Source organism: Streptomyces sp. NPDC047061 (assembly GCF_040643955.1).
Taxonomy (GTDB): domain Bacteria; phylum Actinomycetota; class Actinomycetes; order Streptomycetales; family Streptomycetaceae; genus Streptomyces.
On the sequence record NZ_JBEYVI010000022.1, the window covers coordinates 166,517 to 178,484 of the forward strand.

At 72.6% G+C, this 11,968-nt stretch carries 11 protein-coding genes; 7 read left to right on the forward strand and 4 right to left on the reverse strand.

All coding sequences use genetic code 11. The annotated features are described in order from the left end of the window. Positions 1-28: 28 nt before the first annotated feature. The gene (locus ABZ887_RS28735) at positions 29-808 is read left to right on the forward strand and encodes a TIGR04222 domain-containing membrane protein (RefSeq protein WP_361295036.1); all 780 of its coding nucleotides are present in this window, start codon (positions 29-31) and stop codon (positions 806-808) included. Between the two features lie 154 nt (positions 809-962). Beyond that, positions 963-2,603, forward strand: a complete 1,641-nt coding sequence (locus tag ABZ887_RS28740) for an alpha/beta hydrolase (protein WP_361295039.1) — start codon at positions 963-965, stop codon at positions 2,601-2,603. Between the two features lie 138 nt (positions 2,604-2,741). Here the strand turns inward: ABZ887_RS28740 and hemQ are convergent, their stop codons facing one another. Then, positions 2,742-3,473, reverse strand: a complete 732-nt coding sequence (gene hemQ / locus ABZ887_RS28745; protein WP_361295042.1) for a hydrogen peroxide-dependent heme synthase — start codon at positions 3,471-3,473, stop codon at positions 2,742-2,744. A gap of 5 nt (positions 3,474-3,478) precedes the next feature. Further along, positions 3,479-5,011, reverse strand: a complete 1,533-nt coding sequence (gene hemG / locus ABZ887_RS28750; protein ID WP_361295045.1) for a protoporphyrinogen oxidase — start codon at positions 5,009-5,011, stop codon at positions 3,479-3,481. Positions 5,012-5,166: 155 nt separating this feature from the next. Here hemG and ABZ887_RS28755 point away from each other — a divergent pair, with 155 nt between their 5' ends. Next, positions 5,167-6,057 (forward strand): DUF4349 domain-containing protein, encoded by an 891-nt coding sequence (locus ABZ887_RS28755; RefSeq protein WP_361295048.1) that lies wholly within the window; start codon positions 5,167-5,169, stop codon positions 6,055-6,057. A gap of 37 nt (positions 6,058-6,094) precedes the next feature. Next, entirely contained in the window at positions 6,095-7,483 is a 1,389-nt protein-coding gene (locus ABZ887_RS28760) for an FAD-dependent oxidoreductase (RefSeq protein WP_361295051.1), read from the forward strand. Between the two features lie 68 nt (positions 7,484-7,551). On the opposite strand, the gene ABZ887_RS28765 is transcribed toward ABZ887_RS28760, so the two are convergent. Next, positions 7,552-7,857 (reverse strand): hypothetical protein, encoded by a 306-nt coding sequence (locus ABZ887_RS28765; RefSeq protein ID WP_361295054.1) that lies wholly within the window; start codon positions 7,855-7,857, stop codon positions 7,552-7,554. Between the two features lie 121 nt (positions 7,858-7,978). Between ABZ887_RS28765 and ABZ887_RS28770 the strand changes: the two genes are divergently transcribed. After that, positions 7,979-8,803 carry a rhomboid family intramembrane serine protease gene (locus ABZ887_RS28770; RefSeq protein ID WP_361295057.1) on the forward strand — a complete coding sequence of 275 codons (825 nt, stop codon included), beginning with the start codon at positions 7,979-7,981 and terminating at the stop codon, positions 8,801-8,803. Positions 8,804-8,812: 9 nt separating this feature from the next. Here the strand turns inward: ABZ887_RS28770 and hemE are convergent, their stop codons facing one another. Further along, a complete protein-coding gene (gene hemE, locus ABZ887_RS28775; RefSeq protein WP_361295060.1) occupies positions 8,813-9,880 on the reverse strand; it encodes a uroporphyrinogen decarboxylase in 1,068 nt (355 codons plus the stop codon). Between the two features lie 108 nt (positions 9,881-9,988). Here hemE and ABZ887_RS28780 point away from each other — a divergent pair, with 108 nt between their 5' ends. Together ABZ887_RS28780 and ABZ887_RS28785 are read left to right on the forward strand one after the other, a co-directional pair. Next, the gene (locus ABZ887_RS28780; RefSeq protein ID WP_361295063.1) at positions 9,989-10,666 is read left to right on the forward strand and encodes a DUF3000 domain-containing protein; all 678 of its coding nucleotides are present in this window, start codon (positions 9,989-9,991) and stop codon (positions 10,664-10,666) included. 293 nt (positions 10,667-10,959) lie between these two features. Next, positions 10,960-11,619, forward strand: coding sequence for a response regulator transcription factor (locus ABZ887_RS28785; protein WP_093498522.1), 660 nt, complete (start codon positions 10,960-10,962; stop codon positions 11,617-11,619). Positions 11,620-11,968: the final 349 nt, after the last annotated feature.

Genomic DNA, 11,968 nt, shown 5'->3' on the forward strand with positions numbered 1-11,968 from the left:
GGCCAGGCCGCTGGCATAGAAACATGTCATGTTCTGGGTCCTTCTCCTGCTCCTGGCCTGGGCCGTCGCCGGCACCGCCTGCACCCGGTTGTGCCTGGCCGCCGTACGGACGGCGGTCGTCGACGCGGACGCGGGCCGAGGACACGATCTGACGCTGTACGAGGCCGCGTTCCTGTCCGGCGGGCCCGCGCGGGTCGCCGACCTGACGCTGGTGTCCATGGCCAGGCAACGGCGGCTGCTGCTCGCCCACACCGGCTGGGCGACCGTCGTGGACCCGCGGGGGCGGGACGAGATGGAGCGGTCGGTGATAGGGGCCATAGGACCCGAGGGGCAGTCGCGGATAGCGCCGGTGCGCTCCGCGGCGGCCGACACGGACGCCGTGCGCAGTCTCGGCGAGGGGCTGGTGCGAGCGGGGCTCGCGGTGCCCGACGCGGCGGCGCGGACCACGGTCGCGTCCGGCGTCCGGCAGGTCCGGGCCGCCGCACTGGCCGTCCTCGGGCTGGGCGTCGCCGCGCTCACGCTGCCCGCCCCGACCGAGATGCCGCGCGACCTGGTCGCCGTCTGGTTCGCGCTGCCCCTCGCCCTGACGCTGAGCTGCCTGGCCATCGCCCGGGTCGAGGTGCACCCGTACTCGCGCTGGGCCTCCCCGGCGGGGCTGCGGCTGCTGGGCGCGCTGCACCGGCGGGCGAACCGCGCGGTCGACGACCACTCGCTGCTGACCTCCGTCGCGGTGCGCGGCATCCGCGCGATCGGTGAGCCGGAGCTGCGTGCGGCCTTCGCACACCGGGACCAGCTTCCGCGGGAGTGAGCGGGGGCGCATAGGGGGCAATGCGCCGACACCGGCCCGATGGTGCTTGCCTTCGCCGACAACCGGTCGAAATATCCCTTTTATTGCTGCCGTGCAGTCGCTGTGGCGCCGTTGCCGCCACGCCACCGCAGCCGTGCACCGAAGGGATACGCCATTGAGAGCCCCCGCCCTGTACTCGGCCGCCGGGTCCCTGATCCTGACCACCCTGGCCGCCGCCCCGGCCGGGAGCGCCCCCCGCGTCCCGGACGCGTCGACGGCCGAAATGCGCGGTACCGCCGTGGCCGCCGCGCGGGCACGCGCCGAGGGCATCGACTTCGGAAAGTGCGCCGCCGACCTGGAGGCGCCGGACACCTTCCGGTGCGGCACGGTGAGCGTCCCGCTGGACTACGCGCACCCGGACGGCAAGCAGATCAGACTGACCGTCAGCCGGGTCGTGGCCACCCACAAGGACCCGCACAACAGCAAGCGCAAGGTGCCCCGGCAGGGCGTCCTGGTCTACAACCCGGGCGGCCCCGGCGCCTCCGGCATGCTCTTCCCGATGATCGGCGTGCTGCCCGAGTGGAAGCGCATCGCCGCCGCCTACGACCTGGTCGGCTACGCCCCGCGCGGCGTGGACCGCTCCGCCCCGCTGTCCTGCGTCGACCCCAAGCACTTCTTCAAGGCACCGTCGCAGTCGCCGACGCATCCCTCCGAGTCGTACAAGAAGGCGCGGATCAAGGAGGCGAAGGCATACGCGAAGGGCTGCCTCAAGCGCTCCGGGAGCAAGCTCCGCCACTACACCTCGCTCAACAACGCCCGGGACCTGGACGTGCTGCGCGCGGCGCTCGGCGAGGACCGGCTGACCTTCATGGGTGCCTCGTACGGCACCTACTTCGGCGCGCTGTACGCGACCCTCTTCCCCTCGCACGTCCGGCGGATGGTGCTGGACTCGGCGGTGAACCCGGACCCGGAGCGGATCTGGTACCGGGACAACCTGGAGCAGTCGGCCGCGTTCGAGGGCCGCTGGGCGGACTTCCGGGCGTGGATCGCCAAGCACGACGACGTGTACGGGCTCGGCGACACGGCCGCGAAGGTGCAGGCGAGTTACGACAAGGCGAGCCGGCGGCTGGCGAAGAAGGCGGCCGGCGGGAAGGTCGGGCCGGGGCAGTTGCAGGGCGCGTTCCTGTCGGCCGGGTACTACGACGACTTCTGGCCGAGCCGGGCGGAGGCGCTGTCGAAGTTCCTGAAGGGGGACGCCAAGCCGCTGGTCCGGCTGGCGGCGCCGGTGGCGGAGACGGCCGCCGAGGCGGAGAACGGCAACGCGGTCTACACGGCCGTCGAGTGCAACGACGCATCCTGGCCGAGGGCCTTCGCCACCTGGGACCGGGACAACACCCGGCTGGCCCGGGTGGCGCCCTTCGAGACCTGGGACAACGCCTTCATGAACCTGCCGTGCGCGTACTGGCCGGTCGCCCGGCAGAAGCCCCTCGACGTGCGCACGGGCCCCGGTGAGCTGCCGCCGACGCTGATCCTGCAGGCCGAGCGGGACGCGGCCACGCCGTACTCGGGTGCGCTGGAGATGAACCGGCGGCTGGCCGACTCGGTGCTGGTGACCGAGCGGGACGCGGGCACACACGGCATCGGCGGCGGCCCCAACAAGTGCGTGAACGGCTACCTGGAGGCCTACCTGCTGGAGGGCAGGCTCCCGGACCGGCGCGCCTCCTGTGCGGGCCACGCCGAGCCGAAGCCGGCGGCCGACCTTGCCCGGCGGAAGGCCCTGCGGGACTCCCTGAAGGGCAAGGCCGGCCGACACTGACGACCGGTCAGGCGAGGCCCGCGACCAGCTCCGCGACGTCCTTGCGGCGGCCCGTGCCGCATCTCCCGGGGGACACCGTTCCCGACTGCCGCTGCGCGGCGGGCCGGACCCCCGGCCGGGCCGATGACCCGCTGGTTGTCAGGCGAGCCCGGCGATCAGATCGGCCACCGACTTACGGCGCCCGGTGTAGAACGGGACCTCCTCGCGGACGTGCATCCGGGCCTCGGAGGCGCGCAGGTGGCGCATGAGGTCGACGATGCGGTACAGCTCGTCGGCCTCGAAGGCCAGCAGCCACTCGTAGTCGCCGAGCGAGAACGAGGCGACCGTGTTGGCGCGCACGTCCGGGTAGCCGCGGGCCATCTTGCCGTGGTCCGCGAGCATCCGGCGGCGGTCCTCGTCGGGCAGCAGGTACCAGTCGTACGACCGCACGAACGGGTACACGCTGACGTAGTTGCGCGGGGTCTCGTCGGCGAGGAAGGCCGGGATGTGCGAGCGGTTGAACTCGGCGGGGCGGTGCAGCGCCATGTTCGACCAGACCGGCGTGAGGGCGCGGCCCAGCTTCGTGCGGCGGAAGAGGTTGTACGCCTCCTGCAGCTGGTCGCTGGTCTCCGCGTGCCACCAGATCATCAGATCGGCGTCGGCACGCAGTCCGGAGACGTCGTAGGTGCCGCGGACGGTCACGTCCTTGGCGGCGAGCTGGTCGAACAGCTCCTGGACCTCGTCGGCGTAGCCCGCGCGGTCCTCGGGCAGCACGTCCTTCAGCTTGAAGACCGACCACAGGGTGTAGCGGATGACCTCGTTGAGGTCCTTGGCCAGCTTGCCCTTGTTCGGGATCCTGCCGGACTCGGTGGTGGGGGCGTCGTCACTCATGGTCCCTATTCTCCCGCTCCGCCGTGCAGGCTCTGCACCGGGTTGGCCGTCAGCTCCTCGACGCCGCCGAGGTCGCCCGCCAGCTGGTCCACCGCCGCGTACGCGCTCGCGATGCAGGCGGGGATGCCGACGCCGTCGTACTGCGCCCCGCAGACCGCGAGTCCCGGGAGCTTGGCGACCTGTTCGCGGACGCGGGCCACGCGTGCGTGGTGGCCGACCGGGTACTGGGGCAGGCCGTCGGTCCAGCGGGTGACACGGGTGGCGACGGGCGCCGCGTCCAGGCCGGTGGCCGCGTGCAGGTCGTGCCGGGAGACGTCGACGAGAGCGGCGTCCTCGCGGCCGAGGACCTCGGTCTCGCCGTACCGGCCGACCGAGGTGCGCAGGACGACGACGTCCGGGTCCTCGTCGGCGATCCAGCCCCACTTCTGGGAGGCGAACGTGGACGCCTTGATGGTGCGGCCGTCGACGGGCGGGACGAGGAAGCCGCTGCCCTCGGGGAGGGCCAGGTCGGCGCGCCGGTAGGCGAGGGTGACCAGGGCCATCGAGGCGTACTCGACGGCGGACAGCTCCGCCGCGGCGGCGGGCGCCTCGGCGCGCAGCAGGCCGGCGGCGACGGGCGCCGGAACGGCGACGACCAGCGCGTCGGCGTGCAGCACCCGGTCCCCGGCGACGACGCGCCAGGCGGTGCGCGAGCCGTCCGCGTCCACCGCCCCGGAGCCGACGGCGGCCCGGGAGCCGTCACGGTCGGCCGCGCCCGCCCCGTCGGCCCGCACCCGGCGCAGCTCCGTCACGGGGGCGCCGGTGACGATCTCGCCGCCGCGGGCCCGGACCGACTCGGCCACCGCGAGCGGCAGGGTGCCGACGCCGCCCGCGATGCCCATGAAGACCGGCCCGGTCTGCCGACCCGCGACCGCCTTGGCCTGGATCTCGCGGACGGCCTCCGTCAGCGAGTCGTGCGTCTTCGCGGCCTGGTAGAGCTGCGGGACCGCCGAGCGCATCGAGATGCGGTAAGCGTCGCCCGCGTAGACCCCGCCGAGCAGGGGCTCGACCAGCCGGTCGACGACCTCCCGGCCCAGCCGCGCGGCCACGTACTCCCCCACGGCCACATCGTCGCCGACCTCCGTGCGGGGCAGGTCGGCGTCGCGCTCGATGCGGGCGAGGCCCTCGTCGGACAGCACCCCGGACAGTGCGGCGGCGGTGCCGGGGACGCCCATGACATGGCCCTTGGGCATGGGGCGCAGGGCGCCCCGGGTCCAGATCGAGGCGGTGGCGGTGGCCGGCGGCTGCAGCCGCTCGCCGAGGCCCGCCTCGCGCGCGAGGGCGACCGCCTCGGGCCGGCGGGCCAGCATCGACTCGGCGCCCAGGTCGACCCGCACGCCCGCGATCTCGCCGGGCAGCAGCTTGCCGCCGACTCTCTCCGAGGCCTCCAGCACGGTCACGCGCGCGCCGCGCTCCAGCAGCCGGTGCGCCGCGGCCAGCCCCGCGATCCCGGCCCCGATGACGACGACATGCCCCGTGCCCGTACCCGTTGCGCTCATGAACCCCACTCTCTCAGACCCCACTGACACTCCCGCCCGGGCCCGGTGACCGGCACGCGTCCGGACCGTGACCGCATCGGGACCCGCGCCGCCAAACGTCCCGCCCGGCCCCTGCGTCGAAGGAGCGTCATTCGTCACCACCTTCGGGGGGAACCATGCGCCATCCCGTACGACCCGCCCTCGCCGGCGTCCTGCTCGCCGCCGCTCTCGTCCTCACCGGATGCGGGGCGAACGACGATTCCGGCGGCAGCTCCGCGAGCGACGCCAAGGCCGATGTGAACAGCGTGGCCCAGGAGGCAGCGGGCTCGGCGGGCGCCAAGGACAGCGGCAGCGGGGCCGGCCGGACGACGCCCGACCTCACGGCGAACCGGATCATCCGCACCGCCTCCCTGACCGTGCAGGTCAAGGACGTGCCCAAGGCCCTCGACGAGGCGCGCACCGCGGCGGAGGACGCCGGCGGCTACGTCGGCAACGAGACCACCAGCCGGGACGCGGAGGGCAACGAACGCACCCGCGTGGTCCTCCGGGTCCCCACCGCCAAGTACGACGAGGTGCTCACCGGCCTCCAGGGCGCGGGCAAGCTGATCGACCGCACCGCGAAGGCGCAGGACGTCACCGACCAGGTGGTCGACGTGGACAGCCGGGTCACGTCGCAGCGGGCCAGCGTGGCCCGGATCCGCGAGCTGATGGACCGGGCGTCCAAGCTCAGTGACGTGGTCACCCTGGAAGGGGAGTTGAGCAGCCGGGAGGCCGACCTGGAGTCGCTGCTGGCCCAGCAGGCGTCCCTGAAGGACCGCACGAGCATGGCCACGATCACGCTGTCCCTCACCCGGACGCCGGTGGCGAAGGCCGCGAAGGACGACAGCCCGGGGTTCGTGGACGCCGTGTCCGGCGGCTGGCACGTCTTCGTCACCATGCTGCGCTGGATCGCCCTGGCCCTGGGCGCGGCCCTGCCGTTCGCGGCGCTGGCGGCCGTCGCGGCGCTGCTGTGGTGGAAGCTCGTGCGCAGGCGCCGTACCCCCGCCCAGCCCGGCAGCGAGACCTGAGCGAGCCCGAAATGCCCGCGCCCCGTAGCGTGTTCGCATGAGCATGAACGGTGGGCGGGAACGACTGGTCGTGATCGGCGGTGACGCCGCGGGGATGTCCGCGGCGTCCCAGGCACGCCGGCTGCGGGGACCGGACGAACTGGAGATCGTGGCCTTCGAGCGCGGCCACTTCACCTCCTACTCGGCGTGCGGGATCCCGTACTGGGTCGGCGGGGACGTCGGGGAGCGGGACGAGTTGATCGCCCGCTCCCCCGAGGAGCACCGGGCCCGCGCGATCGATCTCCGGATGCGCACCGAGGTCACGGAGATCGACGTGGCCGGGAAGCGGGTACGCGCACGTGACGTCGATTCCGGCGCCGAGTCCTGGACGCCGTACGACAAGCTCGTCATCGGGACCGGCGCCCGCCCGATCCGCCCCGACATGCCGGGCGCGGACGCGCCGGGGGTGCACGGCGTGCAGACCCTGGACGACGGCCAGGCCCTCCTCGACACGCTGGCACGCACGCGTGGCCGCCGGGCCGTGGTGGTCGGCGCCGGCTACATCGGCGTCGAGATGGCCGAGGCGATGATCAACCGGGGCTACGAGGTGACGGTCGTCAACCGCGGCAGCGAGCCGATGTCGACGCTCGACCCGGACATGGGCCGCATGGTGCACAAGGCGATGGAGGGCCTGGGCATCACCATGGTCAACGAGGCCGCGGTCACCAAGGTGCTCACCGGCCAGGACGGCAGGGTGCGCGCGGTGGCCACGGAGGACGCCGAGTACCCGGCGGACGTGGTGATCCTGGGCATCGGCGTCCGCCCGGAGACCGGCCTGGCCCAGGCGGCGGGCCTGCCCGTCGGGGAGCGCGGCGGCCTGCTCACCGACCTCGCGATGCGGGTGCGCGGGCACGAGGACATCTGGGCGGGCGGCGACTGCGTGGAGGTGCTGAACCTGGTCTCGGGCCAGGAGCAGTACATCCCGCTGGGCACCCACGCCAACAAGCACGGTCAGGTCATCGGCACCAACGTGGGCGGCGGTTACGCCACGTTCCCGGGCGTCGTCGGCACGGCGGTGAGCAAGGTCTGCGACCTGGAGATCGCGCGCACGGGCCTGCGCGAGAAGGACGCCCTCCGGGTGGGCCTGCAGTTCGAGACGGTCACCATCGAGTCCACGAGCCGCGCCGGCTACTACCCCGGCGCGAGCCCCATGACGGTCAAGATGCTCGCGGAACGCCGCACGGGCCGCCTGCTCGGCGTCCAGATCGTCGGCCGGGAGGGCGCGGGCAAGCGGGTGGACATCGCGGCGGTCGCCCTGACGGCGAACATGACGGTGGAACAGATGACGGCCCTGGACCTGGGCTACGCGCCACCGTTCTCACCGGTGTGGGACCCGGTACTCGTGGCGGCCAGAAAGGCGGCGACCAAGGTGCGCAACGGTCACTGAAGCGCCCCGTAAGGGGCGCGGGGAACTGCGCGACCAGCCCCGCACGCACCCGCACTCCGCAACGCGCCCTAAGCCGTCCCGCTGATCCGCGGCAACGAAGTGACCCCCGCGCCTCCCGGCGCAGCCGCGGCCGCAGCGGGCTGCTCCGTTCCCGGCCGGGCATGCGCAGCGACCGGTCGCGTCGAGCGCAGCCGGTTGCTCACCGCCTCGTCCAGCGTCACCGGCCGCTGCATCTGCGCGGCCAGCCGCCCCGCCTCCTGGCCGAGCCGTGCCACGTCCTCCCAGGGAAGCTTCACGACAAGGGAGAGCTCCGCCTCACCGTCGGGGAGCGCCTGCATGGGAGGGAATGCCTGAGGAGTAACCCGCTCGTTCATCGCCTGTTCCTCACGTCGCCTGAACCTCACGTCGGTCGCAGGGACATACGCACGCGCGCGTGCCGACGTTCACGCGGACGCCCCGCGCATCGAGCGCCCCCGCCCTGGGCACTAGTCAGCTGTGGTCATCCCTGTTCATGACGTGAACCCGGTGCGTCGCACGCCGTACGTGACGTACGCGCTGATCGCCGCGAACGTGCTCGTCTTCCTCTTCACGCCCGGCATAGCCGGCTCCGTGGCCGGCGGCAGCGATCTGGCGCAGCTGTGTCATCTGCAGGCCTTCATGGACCACTACGCGGCGGTCCCCAAGGAGCTGATCCACCATCAGCTGCCGCAGGTGGTCCCGACCGGCCAGGTGGGCATCGGCCGGAACGGCCCCGGCTGTGTGGTCGGCCCGCCCGGCTACGACAAGTCGCCGGCGCTGTCGGTGTTCACGGCGATGTTCCTGCACGGCAGCTGGCTGCACCTGCTGGGCAACATGCTCTTCCTGCTGATCTTCGGCAACAACGTCGAGGACCGGATGGGCCACATCCGTTTCTTCCTCTTCTACGTCCTCTGCGGGTACGCGGCCGGCTACGGCTTCGCGTTCCTCAACGCCTCGTCGGGGGACCCGCTGATCGGCGCGTCCGGCGCGATCGCCGGCGTCCTGGGCGCGTATCTGGTCCTCTACCCGACGGCCAGGGTCTGGGTGCTGGTCCCGTTCCTGGTCTTCCTGCCGCTGCGGCTGCCGGCCTGGCTGGTGCTGGGCTTCTGGTTCGTGCTGCAGGCCGTGTACTCGTCCGGGGAGGGCGTCTCGGACGCCGGGACGGTGGCGTACGCGGCGCACATCGTCGGCTTCCTGGTGGGCATGGTGCTCGCCTGGCCGCTCAAGCCGGGCACGCCTCCGCCGCCGGAACCGCGCGGCCTGCTGTTCGGCAGGCGGGCCCGGCCCCGGCACGGCTGGTAGCGGGGCGGGTCAGCGCACGCTCTGGGTGTGGACGTACTCGACGAGGCGGGTCAGGGCGTCCGGGTCGGTGGACGGCATCACGCCATGGCCCAGGTTGAAGACGTGGCCTTCGAGGCCGGCGGCGGCGTCGAGCACCTCGCGCGCCTTGGTCTCCACCACGTCCTTGCCGGCGAACAGGACGGTCGGGTCGAGGTTGCCCTGGAGCGCCTTGCCGGGGCCGATCCGGCGGGCGGCCTCGTCGAGCGGGACCCGGTAGTCGACGCCGACGACGTCCGCGCCGGCCTCGCCCATGAGCTTCAGCAGTTCGCCGGTGCCGACCCCGAAGTGGATGCGCGGGACGCCGTATCCGGCGACGGCGTCGAAGACCTTCGCGGAGGCGGGCAGCACCGAGCGGCTGTAGTCGGCGGGGGCCAGCGCGCCGGCCCAGGAGTCGAAGAGCTGGACGGCGGAGGCACCGGCCTCGATCTGCACCTTGAGGAACGCGGCCGTGATGTCGGCGAGGCGGTCGAGCAGGTCGGCCCAGAGCTCCGGGTCGCCGTACATGATCGCCTTGGCGTTCTCGTACGTGCGCGAGGGGCCGCCCTCGACGAGGTAGCTCGCGAGGGTGAACGGGGCGCCGGCGAAGCCGATCAGCGGGGTCGGACCGAGCTCGGCGGTGAGCAGGCCGATCGCCTCGGTGACGTACCAGACGTCCTCGGGGGTGAGGTCGCGGAGCTGGGCGAGGTCGGCGCGGGTGCGGATCGGGTTGGCGACGACCGGGCCGACGCCGGGCTTGATGTCGAGGTCGACGCCGATGGCCTTGAGCGGGACGACGATGTCGCTGAAGTAGATCGCCGCGTCCACGTGGTGCCGGCGGACGGGCTGGAGGGTGATCTCGGCGACCAGCTCGGGCCGCGTGCACGACTCCAGCATCGGAATGCCCTCGCGCACCTTGTGGTACTCCGGCAGCGAACGGCCGGCCTGGCGCATGAACCACACGGGGGTGTGCGGCACGGGTTCACGCCTGCACGCCTTCAGGAAGGCACTGTCGTACGTCGCTGTCGGCTGCTGGCCCGCAGGGCTTCCGTTCGCACTCACGACGGCAAGTCTCGCACGCCCCGGAAGCCGGTCCGGCCGCGCCCTTACATGGTCCTTAGGTGGTGTCTCTCCCTGCGCGAAGGCGTCGTTCCCCTTACTCTTCCCCGCATGGCTGCGGCTCAGGGACGACTGTCGGACGGCGCTGGCGGGATGGGCGAGGGGAAGGACACCGAGGAGGACGAAGGACATACCGGGAGTACCGCGCCGCCGGCCTTCCGGGCCGCGGTCGACGCGCTGCGCGGTGCCCGGCTGCGGCCGCAGGTCGAGGTGGAGCCGACGCCCGCCCCGCAGCGTCTCGCCCCGTTCGCGTACGCCGTGGAGGCGGCGGTCGTCGACGGCGACCAGGATCTCGCCGACGGACGTCTTGTGCTGCTGCACGACCCGGCCGGGCACGATGCCTGGCGCGGCACGTTCCGGCTGGTCACGCTGGTGCGGGCGGAGCTGGAGCCGGAGATGGCGGCCGATCCGCTGCTGCCGGAGGTCTGCTGGGCATGGCTGACCGGCGCCCTCCAGGCGCGCGGCCTGTCGTACGGCGAGCCGAGCGGGACCGTGACGCGTGCCAGTTCGCACTACTTCGGCGGGCTGTCCGCGCGTCCCGCCGCCTCGCAGATCGAGATCCGGGCCTCCTGGACGCCCCGGGAGGGCCGCACCGGCGCCCCGGACACCGCCGCCCACCTGGCCTCCTGGTGCGACCTGCTGGCGCAGGTGGCGGGCCTGCCGCCGGCCGCCCCCGGGGACGCCTCGGTGGTCACGCTGCCGCAGCGCCGCGATCCGCAGGCGCGCTGAACCCTCGTCGTCGTTCGGGGACCCGTCCACCCGGGTCCCGTCGACTCACCCTTCATTGACCATCTCTTTGTCGATACGGCCACTTTCTGTCCCGTACAGCAACGGCCCGAACCGATTCGATCTTCGGATGATCGATCGCGTGTCCGAATTGCACGTATTGTTACTCACCAGATCGTGATCATTCTCTAAAGGCGGACGGGTTTGGTGCCGAAGACGACTGTGACCTTGAAAGCACGGTTCGTCCCGGCTTCTTCCCCACAAGCCGGCCCCCGTCCCCCACCCCAGGAGGCCTGGTGTCCGTTCTCCTCGAACAACCCGCAAGCCTGGTCGCCTACCGCCCGAACAAGCCCACCGCCATGGTGGTCGTGGCCGATCCGCGCGTCCGCTCCACCGTCACCCGCCACCTGTGGGCGCTCGGCGTGCGCGATGTCATCGAGGCCTCGTCCATCGCGGAGGCTCGTCCCCGCATCGGCAACCCCCGCGACATCTGCGTCGCCGACGTCCACCTCCCCGACGGTTCCGGCCTGACCCTCCTGTCCGAGACCCGCGCGGCGGGCTGGCCCAACGGCCTGGCCCTGTCCGCCGCCGACGACATCGGCGCCGTGCGCAACGCACTGGCCGGCGGTGTCAAGGGCTACGTCGTCACCGGCACCCGCACCAACATCGGGCTCCCCACCCGACCCGGTGCCGCCCCCATGGGCTCCGCCGCCCGCATGCACCGCCGCCCCCCGGGTGCCCCGAGCCACCCGGGCGGCTACCGCGAGCTCTCCGGCCGTGAGGTCGAGGTGCTCCGGCTGGTCGCGGAGGGCCAGTCGAACAAGGCGATCGGCGTCTCGATGGGACTGTCCGCCCTCACCGTCAAGAGCCACCTCGCCCGCATCGCCCGCAAGCTCGGCACGGGCGACCGTGCCGGAATGGTCGCCGTCGCCCTGCGCACCGGCATCATCCACTGACCGGCCGGCCACTCGTCACCGGCCACCGGCCACCGATGGCCGATCCTGCGCCGACGATCACCTATGGCCGATCACCGACCGTCCCACTCACCGATCGTCGGTCACCGACCGGTCGTACGTTCACCGGCATGACCGGACCGGCCGCTGGTCCGGCGTCATGTAGTAACCCGCTGTCCCCCGTTCGTGGAGCTGATCTTTCACCGGCCTGACTGGTTTACGACCCTCCGGCGCCCGTCGACGGAACGTTCCGTCGACGGGCGCGGTGCACACAACAAAAACCATTAGGAGATTACGACCGCCCGATCACACGAGCACAACGTTGACGGGGGACCAACCCGCGGACCCCGCC

Excerpts from the sequence above, each read along its gene's own strand:
- ABZ887_RS28760 (WP_361295051.1), top strand. The coding sequence starts at position 6,095 with ATGAGCATGAACGGTGGGCGGGAACGACTGGTCGTGATCGGCGGTGAC.
- hemG (WP_361295045.1), bottom strand. The coding sequence starts at position 5,011 with ATGAGCGCAACGGGTACGGGCACGGGGCATGTCGTCGTCATCGGGGCC.
- ABZ887_RS28780 (WP_361295063.1), top strand. The coding sequence starts at position 9,989 with ATGGCTGCGGCTCAGGGACGACTGTCGGACGGCGCTGGCGGGATGGGC.
- ABZ887_RS28755 (WP_361295048.1), top strand. The coding sequence starts at position 5,167 with ATGCGCCATCCCGTACGACCCGCCCTCGCCGGCGTCCTGCTCGCCGCC.
- ABZ887_RS28735 (WP_361295036.1), top strand. The coding sequence starts at position 29 with ATGTTCTGGGTCCTTCTCCTGCTCCTGGCCTGGGCCGTCGCCGGCACC.
- ABZ887_RS28765 (WP_361295054.1), bottom strand. The coding sequence starts at position 7,857 with ATGAACGAGCGGGTTACTCCTCAGGCATTCCCTCCCATGCAGGCGCTC.
- hemQ (WP_361295042.1), bottom strand. The coding sequence starts at position 3,473 with ATGAGTGACGACGCCCCCACCACCGAGTCCGGCAGGATCCCGAACAAG.